8 protein-coding genes are annotated in these 25,554 nt (G+C 72.2%); 5 read left to right on the top strand and 3 right to left on the bottom strand.

All coding sequences use genetic code 11. From position 1 onward, the window contains the following. Window position 1: 1 nt before the first annotated feature. The 4 genes from ITX44_RS41290 to ITX44_RS20560 all read left to right on the top strand — a co-directional run bounded on the left by ITX44_RS41290 (window position 2) and on the right by ITX44_RS20560 (window position 21,727). The gene (locus ITX44_RS41290; RefSeq protein WP_236061131.1) at window positions 2-17,422 is read left to right on the top strand and encodes a type I polyketide synthase; all 17,421 of its coding nucleotides are present in this window, start codon (window positions 2-4) and stop codon (window positions 17,420-17,422) included. After that, window positions 17,419-19,671: a cytochrome P450 gene (locus tag ITX44_RS42705; protein WP_205358753.1), complete on the top strand. Its 2,253-nt coding sequence runs from the start codon at window positions 17,419-17,421 to the stop codon at window positions 19,669-19,671. The genes ITX44_RS41290 and ITX44_RS42705 overlap by 4 nt, the downstream gene beginning before the upstream one ends. Then, window positions 19,671-20,834: a macrolide family glycosyltransferase gene (locus ITX44_RS20565; protein WP_205358752.1), complete on the top strand. Its 1,164-nt coding sequence runs from the start codon at window positions 19,671-19,673 to the stop codon at window positions 20,832-20,834. Before ITX44_RS42705 ends, ITX44_RS20565 begins: the two co-directional genes overlap by 1 nt. A gap of 137 nt (window positions 20,835-20,971) precedes the next feature. Continuing rightward, a complete protein-coding gene (locus tag ITX44_RS20560; RefSeq protein WP_205358751.1) occupies window positions 20,972-21,727 on the top strand; it encodes a thioesterase II family protein in 756 nt (251 codons plus the stop codon). Window positions 21,728-21,919: 192 nt separating this feature from the next. On the opposite strand, the gene ITX44_RS20555 is transcribed toward ITX44_RS20560, so the two are convergent. Both ITX44_RS20555 and ITX44_RS20550 read right to left on the bottom strand, forming a co-directional pair. After that, on the bottom strand, window positions 21,920-22,831 hold the full coding sequence (locus ITX44_RS20555) for a YDG/SRA domain-containing protein (RefSeq protein ID WP_236061130.1): 912 nt from the start codon (window positions 22,829-22,831) through the stop codon (window positions 21,920-21,922). A 336-nt stretch (window positions 22,832-23,167) separates the two neighbouring features. Continuing rightward, window positions 23,168-23,629, bottom strand: coding sequence for a MarR family winged helix-turn-helix transcriptional regulator (locus ITX44_RS20550; protein WP_205358750.1), 462 nt, complete (start codon window positions 23,627-23,629; stop codon window positions 23,168-23,170). Window positions 23,630-23,685: 56 nt separating this feature from the next. Here ITX44_RS20550 and ITX44_RS20545 point away from each other — a divergent pair, with 56 nt between their 5' ends. Further along, entirely contained in the window at window positions 23,686-24,711 is a 1,026-nt protein-coding gene (locus tag ITX44_RS20545; RefSeq protein ID WP_205358749.1) for an NAD-dependent epimerase/dehydratase family protein, read from the top strand. A gap of 115 nt (window positions 24,712-24,826) precedes the next feature. Here ITX44_RS20545 and ITX44_RS20540 read toward each other — a convergent pair whose 3' ends face one another. Further along, on the bottom strand, window positions 24,827-25,495 hold the full coding sequence (locus tag ITX44_RS20540) for a winged helix-turn-helix transcriptional regulator (protein WP_205358748.1): 669 nt from the start codon (window positions 25,493-25,495) through the stop codon (window positions 24,827-24,829). Between the last annotated feature and the right edge of the window lie 59 nt (window positions 25,496-25,554).

Raw genomic sequence — 25,554 nt, 5'->3', positions numbered from 1 at the left:
GATGTCCGACGAAGAGAAGCTCCGCACTTACCTCAAGCGCGCCACGGCCGACCTGGGAGTGCTCAGCAAGCGCCTCGCCGACATGGAGGAGGCCGCGCGCGAGCCGATCGCGATCATCGGCATGGGCTGCCGCTACCCGGGCGGAGTGGAGTCCCCGGACGGCCTGTGGCGGCTCGTCTCGGACGGCGCCGACGCGATCACCGAATTCCCGCCGGACCGTGGCTGGGACGTCGTCTACGACCCCGACCCGGACCGGCCGGGCACCACCTACAGCCGATCGGGCGGCTTCCTCGCCGACGGCGCGGGCTTCGACGCCGGGTTCTTCGGCATCTCGCCGCGCGAGGCGCTGGCGATGGACCCCCAGCAGCGGGTGCTGCTGGAGACCGCGTGGGAGACCTTCGAGTACGCCGGCATCGACCCGACCACACTCGGCGGCAGCCGCACAGCCGTGTTCACCGGCCTGTGGTCCTCCGGCTACGGCAACCAGCCGCCGCCGGACCTCGAAGGTTTCCTCGCCACCGGAACAGCCACCAGCGCCACGTCCGGCCGGGTCTCCTATCTGCTGGGTCTTGAGGGTCCGGCGGTGTCGGTGGACACGGCGTGTTCGTCGTCGCTGGTGGCGATCCATCTGGCGGCGCAGGCGTTGCGGGCGGGGGAGTGCTCGTTGGCGTTGGCCGGTGGTGTGACGGTGATGGCGACGCCGGCGGGGTTCGTGGAGTTCTCGCGGCAGCGGGGGCTGGCGGTTGACGGCCGGGTGAAGGCGTTCGCCGAGGCGGCTGATGGTACGTCCTGGGGTGAGGGCGCGGGTCTGGTGCTGCTGGAGCGGTTGTCGGACGCCCGCCGTAACGGCCACCGCGTGCTGGCGGTGGTGCGGGGTTCGGCGGTGAACCAGGACGGCGCGTCGAACGGGCTCGCGGCGCCGAACGGTCCGTCCCAGGAACGCGTCATCCGGCAGGCGTTGGCGAACGCCGGGCTGTCGACAGCGGACGTGGACGCGGTGGAGGCCCACGGCACCGGGACCACCCTCGGCGACCCCATCGAGGCCCAGGCGCTGTTGGCGACCTACGGTCAGGGGCGGGGGGAGCCGTTGTGGCTGGGGTCGGTGAAGTCGAACATCGGTCACACCCAGGCCGCCGCCGGTGTGGCGGGTGTGATCAAGATGGTGATGGCGATGCGGCACGGGCAGTTGCCGCGGACCCTCCACGTGGACTCGCCGTCCTCGCACGTCGACTGGTCGGCGGGCCAGGTCTCACTGCTCACCGAGGCCAGGCCGTGGCCGGAGACGGGGCGTTCGCGTCGCGCGGCCGTGTCGGCGTTCGGCATCAGCGGCACCAACGCGCATGTGGTGATCGAGGCGCCTGCTGAGGAGCCGGTCGGGGTTTCGGCGGGGTCCGCGGCCGGGGCTGCGGGTGGGGTGGTGCCGTGGGTGCTGTCGGGGAAGTCGGATGCGGCGCTACGGGAGCAGGCGCGTCGGCTCGCGGGGTTCCTGGCCGGGCACCCGGGGGTTGGCGCGGTCGCGGTGGGCCGGGCCTTGGCGGGGCGGTCGCGTTTCGATCACCGCGCGGTGCTGAGTGGTGTGGAGGCGTTGGAGGCCTTGGCGGAGGGCCGGTCGGCGCCGGGTCTGGTGACGGGTGTGGCCGGTTCGGTGGGTCGGTCGGTGTTCGTGTTTCCGGGGCAGGGTGCGCAGTGGGTGGGGATGGGGCGGGGTTTGTATGTCTCGGAGCCGGTGTTCCGGGAGGCGATCGACGCCTGTGATGCGGCGTTGGCGCCGTACACGGACTGGTCGTTGGTGGAGGTGCTGACCGGCGGCGGCTCGCTGGAGCGCGTCGATGTCGTGCAGCCCGCCCTGTTCGCGGTGATGGTGGCGCTGGCGGAGCTGTGGCGGGCTCATAGTGTGGAACCCGATGCCGTTGTCGGGCATTCGCAGGGCGAGATCGCGGCGGCGTACGTGGCCGGAGCGCTGTCCCTGGAGGACGCCGCCAAGGTGGTGGCGTTACGCAGCAGGGCGCTGGCGGTGCTGGCCGACCAGGGCGGGATGGTGTCGGTCGGGCTCGGGCATGAGCAGGCCGCCGAGTTGGTGGCCCGTTGGGACGGCCGGCTGACGGTGGCGGTGGTCAACTCGGCGGACAGCGTGGTGGTGTCGGGTGATCTGGACGCGCTGGACGAGTTGCTGGCCGCCTGCGAGGCCGACGGCATTCGCGCCCGCCGCCTGCCCGTCAACTACGCCGCCCACTCGGCGCAGGTCGAGGCGATCCGCGAGCAACTGCTCACCGACCTCGCCGGAATCGAGCCGAGGACCGCCGACGTCCCCTTGTACTCCACGGTGACCGGCGAGGAGATCGACACCTCCGCCCTCGACGCCGGCTACTGGTACCGCAACCTCCGCGAGCCCGTGCTGTTCGACGCGACCACCCGTGCGCTGCTCGACCACGGCCACACCGTCTTCGTCGAGGTCAGCCCGCACCCGGTCCTGGTCTCCGCCGTCGAGGAGACCGGCCACCACCACGGCTCCGACCTCCTCGTCACCGGCACGCTCCGGCGCGACCAGGACGACTTCCTCACCTCGCTCGGCCGCCTGCACGTCCACGGTGTCCCGGTCGACTGGCGGTTCCCGGCCGACACCGAACCCGTCAGCCTGCCGACGTACGCCTTCCAGCGCCAGCCGTACTGGCTGCGGCCCGTCCCGACGGCGTCGGGCGACCACCCCCTGCTCAGCACGTTCGTGGAACTGCCCGACGGCGCGGTGCTCAGCGGACGGATCTCGCTCGCCACCCACCCGTGGCTGGCCGACCACGCAGTGCGGGGCTCCGTGCTCCTGCCCGGCACGGCGTTCGCGGAAATGGCGGCCTACGCGGCCGGCCGGCTCGGCCACGCGGTCGAGGAGCTGGTGCTCGAAACGCCGATCGTCCTCGACGACACCCCGGTGCACCTCCAGGTCGTCGTGGGTCCCGAGGACGACGGCCGCCGCCCGCTCACGGTGTACTCGCGTGACGGCGACGAGTGGGTGCGGCACGCCACCGGGACCCTGGGCGAGGAGCCGGCGCTGAGCGCCTGGGACTGGCCGCCGGCCGGTGAGACCCTCGACGTCGACGGGCTCTACGACTCGCTGTCCGTGCTCGGCTACGAGTACGGGCCGGCGTTCCAGGGCGTCACGGCGGCCCGGCGGGTCGGCGACACCGTCTACGCCGAAGTGGAGCTTCCCGCCGAGGAACCGTTTGCCCTGCACCCCGCGCTGCTCGACGCCGCGCTGCACCCCATGGCGTTCCTCACCGACCGCACCGGCCTGCCGTTCGCGTTCACCGGAGTGGCGATACGGCCCACGGGCGGCCGGACGCTGCGGGTACGCCTGTCCGCCACCGGACCGGACACGTACACCGTGGCCGTGGCCGACCCGGAGGGCACCCCGGTCGCGGTCATCACGTCGCTGACCGTCCGGGACGCCACCGCCGTCCCGGACAGCCTGTACGCGCTCGACTGGGTCCCCCTCGAAGCCCCCCTCGAACCGGCGGCGATGGGCGGCGACCCCGCGGACCTCGTCGTCTACGAGGTGCCGGGGCCGGAACCCGAGGCGGACCCGGTCGAGGCGGCGTACGAGAGCGCGCGGAGCGTACTCGCCGTGATCCGGGACCACTTGGCGGGCGAGCGGACCCGGCTGGCGGTCGTCACCCGCAACGCCGTGGCCGCCGCGCCCGGTGACGTGGTCGGCCTCCACCACTCGATGGTCTGGGGCCTGGTCCGCGGCGCGCGTGCCGAGCACCCCGACCGGTTCGTCCTGGTCGACGCCGACCCGACCTGGGACCCCGCGCTGATCGCGGGGACGGACGAGCCGGAACTGGCGGTACGCCAAGGGGCGCTGCGCGTCCCCCGCCTGGTCCGCGTCGGCGCGAGCCTCACCCCGCCGGACGGGACCTGGCGGCTGGAGGACACCGGCACCGGCAGCATCGACGACCTGGCGCTGGTGCCCCGCCCGGAACTCATGGAGCCGCTGGGGCCCGGGCAGGTCCGGATCGCCATGCGGGCGGCCGGACTCAACTTCCGGGACGTGCTGATCGCCCTCGGCGTCTACCCCGGCGAGGCCCTGATGGGCGGCGAAGGCGCGGGCGTCGTCCTCGAAACCGGCCCGGACACCCGGTTCCGGCCCGGCGACCGCGTCATGGGCCTGGTCCCCGGCGCCTTCGGTCCGGTCACCGTCGCCGACCAGCGGCTGCTGGTCCGGATGCCCGACGACTGGTCGTTCGCCAGGGCCGCGTCCGTGCCCGTGGTGTTCCTGACCGCGTGGTACGGGCTGTGCGACCTGGGCGATCTGAAGGCCGGTGACCGGGTCCTGATCCACGCCGGCACCGGCGGCGTCGGCATGGCGGCGATCCAACTGGCCCGGCGGCTCGGGGCGGAGGTGTTCGCCACCGCCGGCCCGGCCAAATGGCACATCCTGCGCGCCCTGGGACTGGACGAGGACCACATCGCGTCGTCGCGCACCCTGGAGTTCGAGCAGAAGTTCCCGCTCATGGACGTGGTACTGGACTCGCTGTCCGGCGAGTTCGTCGACGCCTCCCTGCGGCTGCTCGGGCCCGGCGGCCGGTTCGTGGAGATGGGCAAGACCGACATCCGCGACGCCGCCGACCACCCCGACATCGTCTACCGGGCGTTCGACATCGCCGACGCGGGGCCGGAACGGCTCGGCGAGATCCTGCACACCGTCGTACGGGCCTTCACCGACGGCGAGTTCGCACCGCTGCCGATCGACGTACGCGGGGTCCGGGACGCGGTCGACGTGTTCCGGTACATGAGCCAGGCCGCCCACATCGGCAAGATCGTCCTCACTGTCCCCGCGGATCTCGGCCCGGCCGGCACCGTGCTGATCACCGGTGGTACGGGGACGCTGGGGGGCCATGTGGCCCGGCACCTGGTGGCCGAGCGGGGTGTGCGGCACTTGTTGCTGGTCAGTCGCAGTGGTGGCGGGGCCGCGTTGCGCGAGGAGCTGGCGGGGCTGGGCGCGGAGGTGACGGTGGCCGCCTGTGATGTGGCCGATCGGGACGCGCTGGCGGGCGTACTGGCCTCGATCCCGGCCGAGCATCCGCTGACCGCGGTCGTGCACGCGGCCGGCGTGCTCGACGACGGTGTTGTCGAATCCCTGACCCCCGAACGCCTCGCCGCGGTCTGGGAGCCCAAGGCCCGGGCGGCGTGGCACCTGCACGAACTCACCCGGGGACAGGACCTGACGGCGTTCGTCCTCTTCTCCTCGGCGGCCGGGACGCTCGGCAGCCCCGGGCAGGCCAACTACGCCGCGGCCAACACCTTCCTCGACGCCCTCGCCGTGCACCGGCGCGCCCTCGGACTGCCGGCGACCTCGCTGGCCTGGGGCTACTGGGCCGAGCCCAGCGGCATGACCGGGCACCTGACCGGCGCCGACCAGGACCGGCTGACGCGAGCCGGGGTGGTGCCGCTGGCCACCGACCACGCCCTGTCGCTGTTCGACGCGGCCCTGGCCGCGGACCGGGCCGTGCTGGCGCCGGTACGCCTCGACCTGTCCGTGATGGCGGGTGCCCCGGCGGTCCCGGCCGCCCTCAAGGGCCTCGTCTCCCGCAAGGCGGCCCGGCGCCCGGCACGGCACGGCGCGATCGCCGACCGCCTGCGGTCACTGCCGGAGGCCGAACGCCTGCGCGCCGCACTCGACCTGGTCACCGCCAACACCGCCGCCGTGCTCGGTCACCGCGAACCGGGGGCCGTACGGGACCGGCAGCCGTTCAAGGACCTCGGCTTCGATTCCCTGACCTCCGTCGAACTGCGCAACCGGCTCAATACCGCCACCGGCCTGCGCCTGCCCGCCACCGTCACCTTCGACCACCCCACCCCGCGGCAACTCGCCGAGCACCTGCTGAGCGCGATCCTCGACGGGGGTGTGGTGTCGGTGGTGTCGTCGTCGGTGTCGGTGGGTGGGGTGGGTGGTGGGCCCGATCCGGTGGTGATCGTGGGCATGGGGTGCCGGTTGCCGGGTGGGGTGGGGTCGCCGGAGGAGTTGTGGGGCCTGGTGTCGGGTGGGGTGGATGCGATGGGGGAGTTCCCGTCGGATCGTGGGTGGGATGTCGAGGGGTTGTTCCATCCGGATGCGGATCATCCGGGGACGTCGTACACGCGGTCGGGTGGTTTTCTGGCGGACGCGGCGGGGTTCGATGCCGATTTCTTCGGCATCTCGCCGCGTGAGGCGTTGGCGATGGATCCGCAGCAGCGGGTGCTGCTGGAGACCGCGTGGGAGACCTTCGAGTACGCCGGCATCGATCCGACGTCGTTGCGGGGCAGCCAGACGGGTGTCTTCACCGGCATCTGGTCCTCCGGCTACGGCGACCAGGCACCCGCCGACGCCGAGGGCTACCTCGGTACGGGCGCCGCGACCAGCGTGACCTCCGGCCGGATCGCCTACCTGCTGGGGCTGGAGGGCGCGGCGGTCTCGCTGGACACCGCCTGCTCGTCCTCGCTGGTGGCGATCCACCTGGCCGCGCAGGCGCTCCGCTCGGGGGAGTGCTCGCTGGCCCTGGCCGGCGGGGTGACCGTGATGGCGACCCCGCTGGGGTTCACGGAGTTCTCCCGCCAGCGCGGCCTGGCTCCCGACGGTCGGTGCAAGCCCTTCTCGTCGACGGCTGACGGTACGGCCTGGGGTGAGGGCGCGGGTCTGGTGCTGCTGGAGCGCTTGTCCGACGCCCGCCGCAACGGCCACTGGGTGCTGGCGGTGGTGCGGGGTTCGGCGATCAATCAGGACGGCACGTCGAACGGCCTCGGGGCGCCGAACGGTCCGTCGCAGGAGCGGGTGATCCGGCAGGCGCTGGCGAATGCCGGATTGTCGACGGCGGACGTGGACGCGGTGGAGGCGCACGGTACGGGGACGACGCTGGGTGATCCGATCGAGGCTCAGGCGCTGTTGGCGACCTACGGTCAGGGGCGGGGGGAGCCGTTGTGGCTGGGGTCGGTGAAGTCCAATATCGGGCATACGCAGGCGGCGGCCGGTGTGGCGGGTGTGATCAAGATGGTGATGGCGATGCGGCACGGTGAACTGCCGCCGACGCTGCATGTGCAGGAGCCCACGCCGTATGTCGAGTGGGACACCGGTGACATCCGGCTGCTGACCGAGGCCCGGCCGTGGCCGGAGACGGGGCGTCCCCGCCGTGCCGGTGTGTCGGCGTTCGGTATCAGCGGTACGAACGCGCATGTCGTGATCGAGGCGGCTGTTGAGCAGCCGGCCGGGGATTCGGCGGGGTCCGCGGCCGGGTCTGCGGGCGGGGTCGTGCCGTGGGTGTTGTCGGCCAGGTCCGAGGTGGCGTTGCGGGAGCAGGCGCGTCGGTTGCGTGCTTTCACTGCCGTACATCCGGAGGTGAGTCCGGCGGCGGTCGGTGGTGCTCTGGCCGCCCGCGCTCTGTTCGAGCACCGTGCGGTGGTGGTGGGTACCGGTGAGGCCCTGGACGCTCTGGCCGAGGGTGGCACGGCGCCGGGTCTGGTCACCGGGATCGCCGGTCCGGTGGGTCGGTCGGTGTTTGTGTTTCCGGGGCAGGGTGCGCAGTGGGTGGGGATGGGTGGGGAGTTGTATGTCTCGGAGCCGGTGTTCCGGGAGGCGATCGATGCGTGTGATGCGGCGTTGGCGCCGTATACGGATTGGTCGTTGGTGGAGGTGCTGGCCGGTGGTGGTTCGCTGGAGCGGGTTGATGTGGTGCAGCCCGCTCTGTTCGCGGTGATGGTGGCGCTGGCGGAGTTGTGGCGTGCTCATGGTGTGGAGCCGGATGCGGTGGTGGGGCATTCGCAGGGTGAGATTGCGGCGGCGTATGTGGCCGGGGCGTTGTCCTTGGACGATGCCGCCAGGGTGGTGGCCCTGCGCAGCAAGGCCCTGGTGGCCCTGGCCGACCAGGGTGGGATGGTGTCGGTCGGGCTGGGGGATGAGCGGGCCGCCGACTTGGTGGTCCGTTGGGATGGCCGGCTGACGGTGGCGGTGGTCAATGCCCCTGGTTCGGTCGTGGTGTCGGGTGATCTGGATGCGCTGGACGAACTGCTGGCCGCCTGTGAGGCCGACGGCATTCGCGCCCGCCGTCTGCCCGTCAACTACGCCGCCCACTCGGCGCAGGTCGAGGCGATCCGTGAGCAACTGCTCACCGACCTGGCCGGGATCCAGCCGAGGACCGCCGACGTCCCCTTCTACTCCACGGTCACCGCACAACCGGTCGACACCGCCGGTCTCGACGCGGATTACTGGTACCGCAACCTCCGCGAACCCGTACTGTTCGACCAGACCACCCGGCTGCTGCTTGCCGCGGGTGGCGACCCCGTCTTCGTCGAGATCAGCCCGCACCCGGTGCTGACGCCCGCGCTGGAGGAGCACGAGGCGGGGATGGTGACCGGGACACTGCGCCGCGACCACGGCACCCCGGCCGAGTTCCTGGCCGCCGCGGCGCGGCTGTTCGTGGCGGGTGTGCCGGTGCGGTGGCCGTTCCCGGAGAGGGAGCCGGTGGCGCTGCCCACCTACCCCTTCCAGCGGACACGGTTCTGGCTCGCCGGAGGCGCCGGAGACGTGTCCGCGGCCGGGCTCGACTCGGTGGACCACCCGCTGCTCGGCGCCGCTGTCGAGGTGGGCGAGCAGCGGGTCCTGACGGGTCGGCTCTCCCTGGCCACCCACCCCTGGCTCGCCGACCACTCCGTACTGGGGACGGTGCTGCTGCCCGCGACGGCGTTCGTGGAACTGGTGGTGCACGCGGCCGGGTCGGCCGTGGAGGAACTGGTCCTGGAGGCGCCGCTGGTGCTGCCCGCGGACGGCGCCGTGGACGTGCAGGTCGTCGTGGGCGAGCCGGACGAGGCCGGCCGCCGCACGGTCGACGTGCGGTCCCGTACGGACGGGTGGGTGCGGCACGCCACCGGCACGGTGAGCGGGAAACCCGTGGTCGGGCAGGAGCTGGCGCAATGGCCGCCGGCCGGCGCGGAACCGGTCACCGGGCTCTACGACACGCTCGCCGCGGCGGGCTACGAGTACGGGCCGGCCTTCCAGGCCGTGCAGGCGGTGTGGCGCCGCGGCGGTGAGGTGTTCGCCGAGGTCACCGTGCCGGACGCGGCCCGGTTCTCGGTCCATCCGGCCCTGCTGGACGCCGCTTTGCAGCCGCTGGCGCTGCTGGCCGGCACGGAGGGCGACGTGCGGCTGCCGTTCTCGCTGGGCGGCATCGCGGTCCACCGTACCGGCGTGACCTCCGCGCGCGTGCGGCTGACGACGGTGCGCCCCGGCACGTACGCCGTCCACCTGGCGGACCGGTCCGGCGAGCCCGTGGCGACCGTCGAGGCGCTGACCACCCGTCCGATGGCCGAACGCGGCCCGCTGTACGCCCTCGACTGGGTTCCGCTGACCCCCGCCGAAGGTGCGCTCGGTGACGCCGTCGTCTCGCCCGGCTCGCTCGCCGAGGCGCTGGCGGCCGTCCAGGACTTCCTGGCCGGGCCCGGCGAACGGCTCGTGGTGTGCACGCGGGGTGCGGTCGCCGTCGTCCCCGGTGACCGGGTGAGCGACCCGGAAGCCTCTGCCGTATGGGGCCTGGTCCGGTCCGCGCAGTCCGAGCACCCCGGCCGCTTCGTGCTCGTGGACGCCGACGAGCTGCCCGACGGCCTGTCGGTCGGCGACGAGGACCAGGTGGCGGTGCGCCGGGGGGCCGTCTACGTACCCCGGCTCGTGCGCTCCGCACCGGAGGCGTTCGACGGACGGCTGACGCAGCCGGGCACGGGCAGCCTGGACGACCTCGCCTTCCTGCCGTACGAGCAGGCCCCGCTCGGGCCCCGGGAGGTGCGCGTCGCCGTGCGGGCGGCGGGCCTGAACTTCCGGGACGTGCTGATCGCCCTCGGTGTCTACCCGGACCCGGCGCTGCTCGGCAGCGAGGGCGCGGGCGTCGTCACCGAGGTCGGCGCCGAGGTCACCGCGCTGCGGCCGGGGGACAGGGTCGCCGGGCTGCTGCCCGGTGCGTTCGGCCGGGTCGCCGTCGCCGACCACAGGGTGCTGGTGCGCATCCCCGACGAGTGGACGTTCACCCAGGCCGCCACGGTGCCGATCGCGTTCATGACCGCGTGGTACGGCCTGCGCGACCTGGGCTGCCTGAAGGCCGGTGACCGGGTCCTGATCCACGCCGGGGCCGGCGGCGTCGGCATGGCGGCGGTCCAGCTCGCACGGCATTGGGGCGCGGACGTCCACGCGACCGCCGGCCCGGGCAAGTGGGACGCGCTGCGCGCCCTGGGGCTGGCCGACGACCACATCGCCTCGTCCCGGACCCTGGAGTTCGCCGACCGGTTCGGCCCCTTCGACGTGGTGCTGAACTCGCTGTCCGGTGAGTTCCTGGACGCGACCCTGCGGCTGCTCGCGCCCGGCGGGCGGTTCGTCGAGATGGGCAAGGCCGACATCCGTCCCGGCGTGCTGGCCTTCGACCTGGCCGACGCGGGACCGGAGCGGCTGGGGGAGATCCTGGCCGAGGCCGTCCGGCTGCTCACCGCGGGCGAGCTGCGCCTGCCACCGCTCACCACCTGGGACGTCCGCCGCGCGCGGGACGCCTTCCGGTACATGAGCCAGGCCGCCCACATCGGCAAGATCGTCCTCACTGTCCCCGCGGATCTCGACCCGGCCGGCACCGTGCTGATCACCGGTGGTACGGGGACGCTGGGGGGCCATGTGGCCCGGCACCTGGTGGCCGAGCGGGGTGTGCGGCACTTGTTGCTGGTCAGTCGCCGTGGTGGCGGGGCCGCGTTGCGCGAGGAGCTGGCGGGGCTGGGCGCGGAGGTGACGGTGGCCGCCTGTGATGTGGCCGATCGGGACGCGCTGGCGGGCGTACTGGACGCGATCCCGGCCGAGCATCCGCTGACCGCGGTCGTGCACGCGGCCGGGGCGCTGGACGACGCCCTGGTCGAGTCGCTGACCCCCGAACGCCTCGCCGCGGTCTGGGAGCCCAAGGCCCGGGCCGCTTGGCACCTGCACCAACTCACCCGGGAACGGGACCTGACGGCGTTCGTCCTCTTCTCGTCCGCCGCCGGTGTGCTGGGCGCCCCGGGCCAAGCGAACTACGCGGCGGCCAACGCGTACCTCGACGGCCTGGCCGCGTACCGGCGTGGCCTGGGCCTGCCGGGTGTGTCGCTGGCCTGGGGTCAGTGGGCCGAGGCCAGCGGGCTGACCGGGCAGCTGTCCGAGGCCGACCGTGAACGCCTCGCCCGCGCGGGGCTGCCGCCGATGGCGACCGACCACGGATTGGGGCTGTTCGACGCGGGCCTGGACACCGCGGAACCGGCGGTGGTCGCCGCCAAGCTCAACGTGTCCGCACTCGGCGACCGGCCGGTGCTGCGCGCGCTGGCACGTGCCCGCAAACCGGTGCGGACCACCGGACTGGCGGGCGAGCTGGGATCGCTCCCCGAGGCCCGGCAACGCGAGATCCTTCTCGACCTGGTCAGCACCCACGCCTCGGCCGTGCTGGGCCGTAGCGACGAGATCGGCGGCGACCTGGCCTTCAAGGATCTGGGCTTCGACTCGCTGACCGGCGTGGAGCTGCGCAACCGGCTGTCCACGGCGGTCGGGACCCGGCTGTCGGCGACGATGGTCTTCGACCACCCGACCCCGGCCCGGCTGGCCGAGTACCTGCGCGAGGTGGTCCTCGGCCAGGAGCGCCGGACGGTCGCACCCGTGCCGGCTGCGGTGGTGGTGTCGGGTGATCCGGTGGTGGTGGTGGGGTTGGGGGCGCGGTATCCGGGTGGGGTGGGCTCGGCGGAGGGTTTGTGGGATGTGGTGTCGGGTGGGGTGGATGCGGTGGGGGAGTTCCCGCCGGATCGCGGGTGGGACGTGAGTCGCATTTTCGATCCGGCGGGTAGTCCAGGGACGTCGTATACGCGGTCGGGTGGTTTTCTGGCGGATGCGGCGGGTTTTGATGCCGCGTTCTTCGGGATTTCGCCGCGTGAGGCGTTGGCGATGGATCCGCAGCAGCGGGTGTTGCTGGAGACGGTGTGGGAGACGTTCGAGGACGCGGGGATCGATCCGACGTCGTTGCGGGGCAGTCAGACGGGCGTCTTCACCGGCATCTGGGCCTCCGGCTACGCGGGCGGAGTGGACCAGATCTCCCGCGACGCGGACGGCTATGTGGCCACCGGCACGGCGACGAGCGTGACCTCCGGCCGGGTCTCGTACCTGCTGGGGTTGGAGGGTCCGGCGGTGTCGGTGGACACGGCGTGCTCGTCTTCGCTGGTGGCGATCCACCTGGCCGCGCAGGCACTGCGCTCGGGGGAGTGCTCGCTGGCCCTGGCCGGCGGGGTGACGGTCATGGCGACACCCGCCGCCTTCATCGACTTCTCCCGGCAGCGCGGCCTGGCTCCTGACGGCCGGGTGAAGGCGTTTGCCGAGGGCGCTGACGGCACGGGTTGGGGTGAGGGTGCGGGTCTGGTGCTGCTGGAGCGGTTGTCGGACGCCCGGCGCAATGGGCATCGGGTGCTGGCGGTGGTGCGGGGTTCGGCGGTGAACCAGGACGGGGCGTCCAACGGGTTGACCGCGCCGAACGGTCCGTCGCAGGAGCGGGTGATCCGCCAGGCGTTGGCGAATGCCGGGTTGGAGCCGTCCGAGGTGGACGCGGTGGAGGCGCACGGCACCGGGACGACGCTGGGTGACCCCATTGAGGCGCAGGCGCTGCTGGCGACCTATGGCCGGGACCGGGACGAGCCGTTGTGGCTGGGGTCGGTGAAGTCGAACATCGGGCACACGCAGGCGGCGGCCGGTGCCGCGGGTGTGATCAAGATGGTGATGGCGATGCGGCACGGCGAACTGCCGCCGACGCTGCATGTGGACGCGCCGACCTCCCACGTCGACTGGGAGTCCGGAAACGTCCGGCTGCTCACGGAGGCCCGGCCGTGGCCGGAGACGGGGCGTCCGCGCCGTGCCGGTGTGTCGGCGTTCGGTATCAGCGGTACCAATGCGCACGTGATCCTTGAGGCACCGGCCCCGGATCCGGCCGGGCTCTCCTCGCCCGAGTCCCCTGCCGCTCCCGATCCCGCTTCCACTACCGCCGTGCCGGTGCCGTGGCTGCTGTCGGCCAAATCCGAGCAGGCGCTACGGGCCCAGGCCCGCAGGCTGCAGGCGTACGCGGCCAAGGCCCCCGACGCGGACGGAATCGGCGCCGCACTCGCCGCGCGGACCCGGTTCTCCCACCGGGCCATGGTGACCGGACCGGAGGCGCTGGCGGCCCTGGTGCGCGGGGAGGCGCATCCCGGGCTGGTGACCGGCGAGGCCCGCGACTCGGGCAGGTCGGCGTTTGTGTTTTCCGGTCAGGGTGGTCAGTGGGTGGGGATGGGTCGGGGTTTGTACGAGGTGTTTCCGGTGTTTGCGCGGGTGCTGGATGAGGTGTGTGGGCTGCTGGGGTTGCCGGTCGAGGTGTTGTTCGAGGACCGGGAGGGGGTTTTGGATCAGACGGTGTTCACGCAGGCCGGGGTGTTTGCGTTGGAGGTGGCGCTGTTCCGGCTGGTGGAGTGGTGGGGTGTGCGGCCGGATTTCGTGGTGGGGCATTCGGTGGGCGAGGTCGCGGCGGCTCATGTGGCGGGGGTTTTGGGGTTGGAGGACGCGTGTGTGCTGGTGGGGGCTCGGGGCCGGTTGATGCAGGGGCTGGCCGGTGGTGGGGCGATGGTGTCGGTGCAGGCGTCGGTGGAGGAGGTGGCGGGTTCGCTGGTGCCGGGGGCCGAGGTGGCGGCGGTCAACGGGGTCGAAAGTGTGGTGGTGTCGGGGGACGAGGCGGCGGTGCTGGCGGTCGGTGAGGTCTGGCGAAGCCGCGGGCGCCGCGTGGCAAGGCTTGCGGTCAGTCACGCCTTCCATTCGGCGCGGATGGACCCGGTGCTGGAGGAACTGCGCCAGGTGGCGGCGGGGCTGTCGTTCGGTGTGCCGGTGATTCCGGTGGTCTCGACGGTGACCGGACAGCCGGTGGATATGGCGGATCCGGGCTATTGGGCGCGTCAGGTGCGGGAGCCGGTGCGGTTTGCCGACGCGATGCAGTGGTTGGAGGGCCAGGGTGTTTCGGGGTTTGTGGAGGTGGGCCCCCATCCGGTGCTGGTGGGCAATGGGTTGATGCGGCGTGGTGGGGATTCTCCGGAGCGGTTGCTGTCGGGGCTGGGGCGGTTGTGGGCGGACGGGGCCGTGCGCTGGACCCCACCCGCCATCACAACGGCGGGAAAGGTGGGCGCGCGCGTGCCCTCGTATCCCTTCCAGCACCAGCACTACTGGCTCCACCCCACCAGCCCGTCGGAGGGCCTCGACACGCCCGACCACGCGCTGCTGCGGTCCCTGGTGAAGCTCCCCGACGGGCAGGGTGTGGTGTTGACCGGGAAGCTCTCCGCGTCCGTTCACCCGTGGCTGGCCGAGCACACCGTGCTCGGTTCGACGCTGCTGCCCGCGATGGCGTTCGTGGACATGGCCGTCCACGCCGGCGAGCACACGGCCAGCCCCGTACTGTCCGAACTGGTCCTGGAGGCGCCGCTCGTGCTGTCCGAGCGCGACGGTGTGCATGTGCAGGTCACCGTCGGCGCGCCCGACGACACCGGACGCCGGCCCGTCACCGTCCACTCCCGCACCTCCGCCGAGCCCGACGAGTGGACCCGCCACGCGACCGGCGTACTCAGTCCGCCGGCGGACGGGGCGACACGGGCGGACCGGGCGGCCGTGCCCGGGCCGGACGACAGCGAGGGCGTGCCGATCGACATCGGCTCGCTCTACGATCGGCTCGCCGACGCCGGCTACGACTACGGGCCGACCTTCCAGGGGCTCACCGGCATCCGGCGGCACGGCGGGGACCTGCACGCCGAGGTGAGCTTCCCGGCGGACCCCGCGGCGCTGACCGGCTACCGCCTCCACCCCGCGCTCCTGGACGCCGCCATACAGCCGCTGACCCTCCTCGCCGGCCTCGCGGCCGAGGACAGCGGCGTCGGCGGCAGCGCGGCGCGGCTGCCCTTCTCGTTCTCCGGTGTGTCGGTCACCGGGTCGGCCGGGACGGTCCGCGTAGTGCTGCACCCGACCGGGCCGGACACCTGCGCGGTGCGGATCACCGACGCCGCCGGGACGCCGGTCGCGAGCATCGACGAGATCGTCCTGCGGCCCGTCGAAGCGGCGGGTCCCGGGGCCGGGCGCCGGCCGAGCACGCTGTTCGCCGTCGACTGGACCCCGATGGCGGCATCGGACGGCCCGGACACCGAGACGGTCCGCCACGAGGTCGCCGGCGAGGGCGAACCGGTCGCGGCCGCCCACGCGGTGACCCGGGAACTGCTCCGCACGGTACGGGAGTTCCTGGCCACCGACACGCCGGCCCGGCTCGTGGTCCTCACCGGCGACGACCTGGCCTCGGCCGCCGCCCGCGGCTTCCTGCGCAGCGCGCACAGCGAGAACCCCGGGCGGATCCTGACCGTCCGGCACGACGGCACGGCCGCCTCACGCCGGGCGATCCCCGCCGCGGTGCGCGCCGCCGTGAGCGACGGCGAGCCCGAGATCCGGTTGCGTGACGGAACCGCCCTCGTGCCGCGGCTGGTGAGGGCCGCCCCGTCCGCCCCGTCCGCCCCGGCCGGGCCCCTGGACGGCGCGCCCCTGGACGGCACCGTGCTGATTACCGGCGGCACCGGCACCCTCGGCGTCCTGGTCGCCCGGCACCTGGTCGCGCGGCACGGCGCCCGGCACGTGGTGCTCGCCGGCCGCCGCGGCGTCGAGCCGCCCGGGCTCAGGCAGGAGCTGGGCGCCGCCCTCACCGTGGTCGCCTGCGACGCCGGTGACCGCGGGGCACTGAGGGATCTCGTCGCCTCGATCCCCGACCTGCGGGTCGTCGTGCACGCCGCCGCGATCGTCGACGACGCCGTGGTGGGATCGATGACACCGGAGCAGATCGACACGGTGCTGCGCTCGAAGGCCGATGCCGCGTGGCACCTGCACGAGGCCACCGAGCACCTGGACCTGCGGGCGTTCGTGCTGTTCTCCTCGGCGTCCGGGGTGTTCGGCGCCCCCGGGCAGGCCAACTACGCCGCCGCGAACGCGTTCCTCGACGCGCTCGCCGAGCACCGGCACGCGCGCGGCCTGCCGGCCACCTCCCTGGCCTGGGGCCAGTGGGCCGAGTCCAGCGGCATCACCGGGAACCTGACCGAGGCCGACCACCGCCGGCTGGCGAGGACCGGGATGCTGCCGCTGGCCACCGAGCAGGCCCTCGACCTGTTCGACACCGCCCTGGCGGGCGGACGCCCGGCGCTGGTGCCGGTCCGCCTCGACCTCGCGGCGATCGACACCCCGCCCGCGCTGCTGCGCGGACTCGCCCGGCCGCGGCGCGCGCAGGCCCCGGTGGCAGGCCCCGGCGACCTCCAGGCCAGGCTCGACGCCCTGCCCGAGCCCGAGCAGCGCGCCCTGCTGCTCGACCTGGTCGTCACGCACAGCGCGAGCATCCTCGGGATGGCCCCCGGCGGGATCGACGACCCGCGTCAGCTGTTCCGCGACCACGGCGTCGACTCGCTGACCGCCATCGAGCTGCGCAACCGGCTCAACGCGGCCACCGGGCTCCAGCTCCCGGCGACCCTCGTCTTCGACTTCCCGACGCCCGAACAACTCGTCAACCACCTCTACGGGCAGCTGTGCTCGCCGGAGAACCGGGTCGCCGGGCCGATGGAGCGCCTGCTGCGCAAGGCCGTCGACGTCGGCCGCGCGCAGGACGGCCTCGACCTGCTGGCCACGGCGTCCCGGCTGAGCCCGGCCACCGACGCGCCCAAGGCCGAGGCGGTCGCCCTCGCGACCGGCTTCCTCCAGCCGTCGCTGGTCTGCCTGCCCTCCGCGCTGGCGTCCAGCGGCATCGAGGAGTACGGGCGGTTCGCCGCCGCGCTGGAGGCCGCCCGCGACGTCACGGCGGTCACCCTGCCGGGCTTCGCCGGCGACCCGCTGCCCGCGGACGCCGACGTCCTGGTCCAGGCACTCGCCGAGGCCGTGTCGGCCATCGCCGCGCCGGTGCTGGTCGGCCGTTCGGTGGGCGCGTGGCTGGCGCTGGCGACCGCCGGGGAACTGGAACGGCGGGGGGCACGGCCCAGTGCCGTGGTGCTGATCGACGGCTACCCCGACGACCTGCCGGGTGTGCTCACCGGCATGCTCGACGCCGGCCACCAGGTCCAGCCGGTCGACGACGACCGGCTGGTGGCCATGGGCCGTTACCTCGATCTGGCCGGCGCCCCGGAGCCCGTCACCGCGCCGGTGCTGCTGGTGAGCACCGGGAAGCGCTCGTGGCCCCGGCTGTCCACCACCGCCCAGGAGGTGCTCACCGTCTCGGGCGACCACTTCACCGTACTGGAGGAGCACTCCGCTGCCACGGCGCTGGCCATCAGCACGTGGCTCCTCGACTTCAGCGGGTACGGGGCCGGGCTGTCCGCACTCAGGGGAAAGGACGATGCATGATCTGGGACAACGTCTACATCGGCGGAACGGGGCGATATCTGCCGCCCCGCACGCCCGCGACGCAGGCCGTGCCGGACACCGAGACCATGCGGCGGCTGCTCGCGCTGTCGGACTTCGTGTCGTTCACCCGTTCCGACGACGTCACCGAGCACGCGATGGCCGTGCACGCGGCGATCGGGGCGCTGCGCGAGTCCGGCCTCAGCGGCGCCGACATCTCCATGGCCGCCTACGCCCAGATGGACCACCAGGACCACATGGCGTCCTCCTGCCACCTGCAGCGCGTCCTCGGCCTCGGCCACGCCCTCGTCTACGAGGTCGAGGCGACCAGCAACGGTGGCTCGGCGGCGCTGCAGTCCGCCGCCGCGCATCTGGTGGCCGACCCGGCCGCGACCGCGACCCTGGTCACGGCCACCGCCCGGTTCCTGCCGCCGCGGTGGGAACGCTGGCAGCCCACCATCGGGATCTTCCTGGCCGACGGCGCGGTCGCGGCCGTGCTCAACCGCGAGGGCGGCCGGGCGAGGCTGGTCGCGACCGCCAACAGCTCCGCGACCCAGATGGAGGTCCTCGCCACCCCGACGATCCCGGACCCCGAAGGCCACCGCAACCGTACGCCGATCGAGGTCACCGGCCTGGCCCCGTATCTGACGCTGATGAGCGGGGCCCTGGTCACCGCGGTCGAGCAGGCCGCCAAGGAGGCCGGCGTCAACGTCGCCGACATCACCAGGTTCGTCGTCACCGGTCTGGGCCTGGCCCAGTTGGAGGTCGTCGTGCTGGAGCCGCTCGGCATCGACCTGGGCCGCACCACCTGGCCGATGCTGCGCGAACTCGGCCACGTCGGGCCGTGCGACCAACTGCTCGGCATGGACCACCTGCTGCACGACGAGACCCTCAAGCCCGGCGACACCATCATGTCGATCGGCCTCGGCATGGGTTCGCGGTTCACCGCGTCCCTGCTGGAGATCACCGAGCCGCCCAAGCCCCGTACGACCACCACCTTCACCGAGCCGGTGCGCACGCAGGCCCCGCCGGCCGACGCGTACGTCATCGACCCCTCGGGCGGCGACATCTTCGGCGAGGGCGCCGCCTTGCGCGAGCGCGGACCGGCCACGCCCGTCGAACTGCCCGGTGGCGTGTCGGCCTGGGCCGTGACCGGGCACGACCTGGCGAAGAAGCTGCTGCTTGACCCGAAGGTCTCCAAGGACGCGAACAAGCACTGGCCCATGTGGCGCGACGGCGACATTCCGCCGGACTGGCCGCTGATCATGTGGGTCGCGATGCAGAACATGTTCACCGCCTTCGGGGCCGACCACACCAGGCTGCGCAGCCTGGTGGCCAAGGCGTTCACCCCGCGCCGTATCGAGGCGATGCGGCCGCGCGTCGAGGAGATCACGGCCGGCCTGATCGCCGACCTGGCCGCGGTGCCGCCGGGGCAGGCGGTCGACCTGCGCGCACGGTTCGCGTTCCCGCTGCCGATCCAGGTGATCACCGGCCTGTTCGGGGTGTCCGCGCAGACGGGCGCGGACCTGCGGCGGCTGGTGGACGCGGTGTTCAGCCTCGACGCGGACCCGGCGGGCGTACAGGCCGCCTCCGGTGAGCTGTACATGCTGCTCAAGGATCTCGTCGCCGCCAAACGGCGCGAGCCCGGCGACGACATGACCAGCGACCTGATCGCCGCGCAGGAGGCGGACGGCACCCGGCTGTCCGAGCGGGAACTGCTGGACACCCTGCTGCTCACCATCTCCGCCGGCTTCGAGACGACGGTCAACCTGCTCGACCACGCCGTCCACGCGCTGGCCACGCACCCCTCCCAGCTCGACCTGGTCCGGTCCGGGTCCAGCACGTGGGAGGACGTGGTGGACGAGACGCTGCGCTGGCAGGCGCCGGTGCCGAACCTGCCGCTGCGGTACGCCGTGGAGGACATCTCCGTGGACGGCGTGCGGATCCGCAAGGGCGAGGCGATCCTGCTGTCCTACGGCGCCGCCGGCCGCGACCCGGCGCAGCACGGGGCCGACGCGGAGGACTTCTCCGTCACCCGGCCGTCGCGGGCCGACCACCTCACCTTCGGGCACGGCGTGCACTACTGCCTCGGCAGCCCCTTGGCGAAGCTGGAGGCGACGACCGCGCTGTCCGCGCTGTTCTCCCGGTTCCCCGGGCTGCGGCTGGCGGTCCCGTCGTCGGAACTCCAGCCGCTGGGTTCCTTCTTCACCAACGGACACAAGACCCTGCCGGTCATCCTGGAGGAGAGCTGATGGCCCACTTCGCCTTCGTGAGCGCGCCCGCGTCCGGGCATGTGAACCCGACCCTGCCGCTGGTCGAAGAGCTGGTCCGGCGCGGTCACCGGGTCAGCTACGCCACGGGACCGGCCACCATGGACGGCCCCGTGGCCGCCGGGGCGTCGCCGGTGACCCTGCCCTCGCAGTTGCCGCCCGACATGGCGGCGCGGGGCGAGTTCACGGCGGAGCAGCTCGCCGTGACGATGGAGTACTACCTCGATGACGCGCGTGCCTCCTTCCCCGTCCTGTCCGAGCACTTCTCGGCCGACCCGCCGGACGCGGTGTGCTACGACTCGGTGACCTTCACCGGGCGGATGCTGGCGAACCTGCTCGGGGTGCGGGAGATCTCCCTGGTGCCGACCTTCGCGGAGAACGAGTCCTTCTCGGCGGCGCAGGTGTACTTACCGGCCGACTTCGACCACACCAACCCCCAGTTGGTGGCCGCGATTCAGGACATGGGGAAGTTCGCGCAGGGCCACACCTTCCTCGAGGACCCGAACCTGATGTTCGGCTACGTGGCCCCGACGAGCCTGGTGTTCATCCCCCGCGAGTTCCAGATGTCGGGGGAGACCTTCGACGAGCGCTTCCACTTCATCGGGCCGTCGCTGAGCGGCCGGCAGACCACGGAGGAGTGGAGCCCCCGGTCGCAGGCTCCCGTCCTGCTGATATCGCTGGGAACCGTCTTCAACGACCGGCCCGAGTTCTACCGGACCTGCATCGAGGCGTTCGGCGACAGCGACTGGCAGGTCGTCATGGCGGTGGGCGCCCTGGACCAGGAGTCGCTGGGCCCCATCCCGTCGAACGTCGAGGTGCACGCCCACGTGCCGCAGGTGGCGGTACTGCGCCACACCGAGGTGTTCCTGAGCCACGCCGGGATGAACTCGACGATGGAGTCGCTCTACCACGGGGTGCCCTTCGTGGCGGTCCCGCAGATCCCGGAACAGCGGGCGATCGCCCGGCGCGCGGAGGAGCTGCGGGTCGGCAGGACGCTCACCGACCCGACTGTGCGGGGCCTGCGCGACGCCGTCCAGGACGTCCGGTCCTCCCGCCCCCGGGCGCAGGCCCTGAGCCGGATCGTACGCGGCGCGGGCGGCGCGTCGAAGGGCGCGGACGTCCTGGAGCAGCTGCTGACGCGGTAATGGCCGGACTCCGCCGGGCAGGCCGCACCCCGCCCGGCGGAGCCCGTTCCTTGATCGACGTGAGCATGGTCCTGGGCCCCGGCGGTAGGGGGCTTCAGGGCATGTCGAAATCGTTCGCACCCGGAGGTACTGCTGCCATGTCTGTGACCGCCGACACCGCCGAGCTGTGGCTGCGCCGGTTCCACCAAGCGGTGGAGGCAGGGGCCCGGCTGGTCTGCCTGCCGCACGCCGGCGGCTCCGCGAGCTGGTTCTTCCCGATGGCCAAGGCCCTCGCGCCCGAGGTCGAGGTCGTGGCCGTCCAGTACCCGGGACGTCAGGATCGCCGCCTGGAGCCCTGCCGCACCTCGGTCGGCGAGCTCGCCGACGAACTGGTGGGACTGGTCGCGGAACTGACGGACAAGCCGCTGGCGCTGTTCGGGCACAGCCTGGGCGCGACGGTCGCCTTCGAGGTGGCCCGCGGGCTGGAGGCGAGGGGCATCGTGCCCGAGGTGTTGTTCGCCTCGGGCCGGCGGGCCCCGAGCATCGAGCGGGACGAGTCCGTGCACCTGCGGGACGACGCCGGGATCATCGCCGAGATCGTGGCCCTCGGCGGCAGCGACGCCAGCCTCTTGGAGGAGCCCGAGGTCGCGGCGATGGTCCTCCCCGCGGTCCGCGGCGACTACCGGGCGGCGGAGACCTACCGCTACGCCGGCGGCCCCCGGCTGAGCTGCCCGGTCGTCGTCCTCACCGGGGACGCAGACCCCAAGGTCACCCCACGGGAGGCGGCGGCCTGGGCAGAGCACACCTCAGGCCGGTTCGAGCTGCACTTCTTCCCGGGCGGCCATTTCTACCTCAGCGATCAAGCCCCGCAAGTGCTCGACCTGATCCGGGGATGGCGCCCCGGCGCGCACTGAGGGGGGCCCGGTGACCGGGCCCCCCTTCATGCCATGGGATCAGGGCAGCCGCACGGAGAGCGAGCGCTGGAAGACGTTCAGCGGGTCCCATTTGGCCTCGATCTGCTGGCGTGGAGACGGCTGCGAGGACGATGGCGTCGCGGTGCGGTGTGGCGGTCGTCCCGACCGGCACGGAGTCGATCTGGCCGAGTGTTACTGACGCCAGCGCTCGCGGTGCTTCGCTACGCAGGCCACGTCGATGACATGCGTCGGGTGCGTGTGCAGCCTGCCGGCGCGCTCGCCATGGCGAACGATCGTAAGGTCATCCAGCAGGATGATTGCTCCTCCGTCAAACATGACGTGACACGTGGGACAAAGGCAGAGCACGTTGCCGGTGATGTCCGGCCCGTTGTGCGGGCCACCAAGAGCCTGTATGTGTGCTCCCTCGCTGTAGTTCCCCCCGGGGAGCTGGACCGTCGTGGCACAGATCTGGCAGGCACCGTCATACCAGCTCTTCACCTGCCGAGTTACAGCCGTGCTGCGAACGATGCGCTGCACGCTCGTGGTCACGCGCTCGGGGGCCTCTGTCCCCGTGGGCGGCTGCTCCGACACGGGCGCGGGGAGTAGTTCGGATGACTCAGGTAGCTCCTGCTGCACCGCTTCGGGGGGCGGGGTGTCGTCATATGCTTCGAGCCTGAATTGCCAAATGAGGAAGCCGTCTATGCCAAGCTTGCTGCCGTAGCTGGTGACGCGGTACAGCCCGTCGTAGCGGTACCCGCCGGTGGGGGCGTAGACGGAACCGCTGTGTGCCCCGCGGATCACACGGACGGGCAGGCCCTCCAAGTGGCTCGTTACCAGGGCCGCGTTGCCCGGATCGTCAAGGGTCTGATCGCTGACCTGGTTCCTTGAGCCGTCCTGGCCACCGTGCCCTGTGTAGATGATGACGTTGCCGTAGTCCTCGTCATCCTTGTAGCCGCCAGACACGACGATCGACTCGGCGCCGGTCTTCTTTGTCCCGCAGATCCCGGCCTGAAGCGGTCGATGAACGCCGGCCTCGTGGGCAAGTCGGCGGCTCTCGTACAGCTGACCGATCTTGACGTTGTGTATCTCGCCAATCATGGCCATAGCCTTCCATCCAGCACCGACAATCAGCTCATGGTTTTGTCTGATAATCGAGCTGGAAGGTGAGTGTGGCGGCCCCGCGGTGAAGCACATGCACTACGGGCTCAGGGTGCGGGTTCCGTCCGGGGAGATTGGCGTGGTTGACCCGCGTGGACCCCGAGCAGCCACAGGCAAGCCGGCGGCGGGCGAGGCCGAAGCAGGTGGTGCTGGGCCGGCCTCCGGATAACGCCCGAGCTGATCAAGGTGGACCCTCTGCCCCGACCAGGGCAAGTCCGGTACTGGCGAGGCATCCGTCGATGAGGGCGTCGGCGGCCGGCCGGGCCGACGCCGTGTGGATCTCTAGTGTCGCGGCTGCATTTTCGTCAGCAGTGCGAGCAGGGTGCGCTGTTCCTCCGCGTCGAGACCGGCGAAGAGGCCGGAGGCGTGAAGTCGCGACCTGAGCGCCTCCCATAGTTCGTGCCCGCGGTCCGTCAGGGCCAGGGTTCGCTTGCGGCCGTCGGAGGGGTGAGGGCGGCGGGCGATGAGTCCCGCGCTCTGAAGTTTGTCGGCGGCGAGACTGACCGTCGAAGGATCGCAATGGAGGCGGGCCGCCACGTCCCGCAGCGTTGGCGGCTCAGTTCCCGGCGCAAGCGCCCACAGCGTGCCCGCGACGGAGGCCGGCACCCGGAACTCCCCGAGCACTTGGGCCACGACGGCGTCCGCGGAGTGTCCCACTTCCACGAGAACACGGACGATCTCGGCTTTCCGCTCGACGTCCGCGCGGTGAGTCGTCGGTGTCGTCGCATCACGGTCGGCAGTCATGGGGCCATGCTACGCTCAAAATCTCAATGAGAAACTCAATGAATTAGGGGACGTAAATGACTCACGGTGACGACGGTGGGACGGTGCTCGTTACGGGCGGAACGGGCTACCTGGCAAGCTGGGTGATCGCGGGCCTGCTCCAGCGCGGCTACCGGGTGCGTACCACCGTGCGCAGCATCGGCAAGGCGGAGCAGGTGCGTGAAGCCGTCAGCGGGCACGCAGGCCAGGAGGCGGCCGGGGGTATCACGTTCGCTGTCGCTGATCTCCTCGGCGACGAGGGCTGGGACAGGGCCTTCGAGGGCGCTCATTACGTGATGCACACCGCGTCGCCGATGCCCTTCGACTCAGGCGTAGATCTCGTCAAGACCGCCCGAGAGGGCACCCGCCGCGTCCTGGGCGCCGCCGCCCGCGCCGGGGTGAAGCGTGCCGTGCTCACCTCTTCCGGCATCACGGCCGGTGCGGGCGACTCGGGTACGCCCGCGACCGAAACGACATTCGCCGAACCGTCCGGCACCCCGCAGCGTGCGTACCCGGACTCGAAGATCCTCGCCGAGCGCGACGCATGGGAGCTCGCCGGAGCGGCCGGGCTCGAACTGTCCGCCGTCCTGCCGACGTTCATGCAAGGCCCCCCACTGGGCCCGCGGAACCGGGCAGGAACGACCGACGTCATCCGCCGCCTGCTCGCCCGTGAAATCCCCGCTGTCCCAAACATCGGCTGGAACGTCGTCGACGTCCGTGACGTCGCCGAACTGCACATTCTGGCCATGACGAGTCCCGCCGCCGCGGGGCAGCGTTTCCTCGCTTCGGGCAGCTTCCTGTGGTACCGCGACATCGCCCGCATCCTGCGCGACAGGCTCCCAGGCGCAGCCACCGAGGTACCCACGCGCACCATGCCCGACATCATCGTCAAACTGCTGGCCCGAGTGAACCCGCAGATGGCGATGGTGCGCTCCGAACTCGGTCGCAAGAGGCTCGTCGACAGCAGCAAAGCACGCACGCTCGGCTGGCAGCCCCGTCCCACCGAACAGACGATCATCGACACCGCCACAGCGCTCACGGCCAAGGACTCGCCCGGCAAGTAGCTGCCACCACGTTGCGGCCAATTGCTCGATGAGCGTCTCGGCGAGCGCGAGTTCCTGTTCGGTGACGGGTGCGGGGGAGGCGATGTCGCCCCGATGCGCCGGGTTGCTGAGCCGCTCAGGCCCGGGACGCGTCGCGGGTGCGACCCCTGTCCTGGTCGTCGGGGCGCAGGCGCGTGAGCAGGTCGGTTCGTCCGGTGGCGGTCAGGCCGATGCTGGTGGCGCGTTCGAGGTCGATCAGGCCGTTGATCAGTCCGAGGACGGCACGCGGTGGTCCTTCGAGGAGCAGGTCGGGTTCGGTGGCGCGGCCGAGCCGGGTGCGGACCTGGCCGTCCCGCAGTTCGACGACGGCCGCTTCGTCGGCGGCGACGAGTTGGATGACGGCCGGCGGGGCGTCGGGGTCGGCGTCGGTGGTGAACCATTCGGGGGCGTAGGCCAGCCACCGTGCCTGGAAGGCGTCGTCCGGCCGTTCCTCGGTCATGAACCGCAGTCCCCACAGCCCGAGCGCCTTCAGGACCGGCTCCAGTGCCGTGCCGGTCTCGCTCAGGGTGTAAAGGACGGTCGCGATCGGCGGCGGTGCGTCCTCGCGCGTGATCAGCCCGGCCTCTTCGAGTTCCTTCAGGCGGGTGGACAGCAGGTTGGGCGCGATGCCCGGCAGTCCCCTCTTGAGGTCCGTGAACCGGCACGGGCCCTGTAGCAGCAGCTCCCGGGCGATCAGCAGCGTCCAGCGATCACCCACGACGTCGAGGGCTCGGGCTATCGAACAGTACTGACCATAACTCCGCATGCACCCAGAGTACGGCAAGGAGATACCTCTTCAATCGGTCGGTAGAAAAACTCAACCAT

It is taken from the genome of Actinacidiphila acididurans (assembly GCF_016918855.1).
Lineage (GTDB): Bacteria > Actinomycetota > Actinomycetes > Streptomycetales > Streptomycetaceae > Actinacidiphila > Actinacidiphila acididurans.
This window is presented reverse-complemented; position numbering and strand designations above follow the sequence as displayed.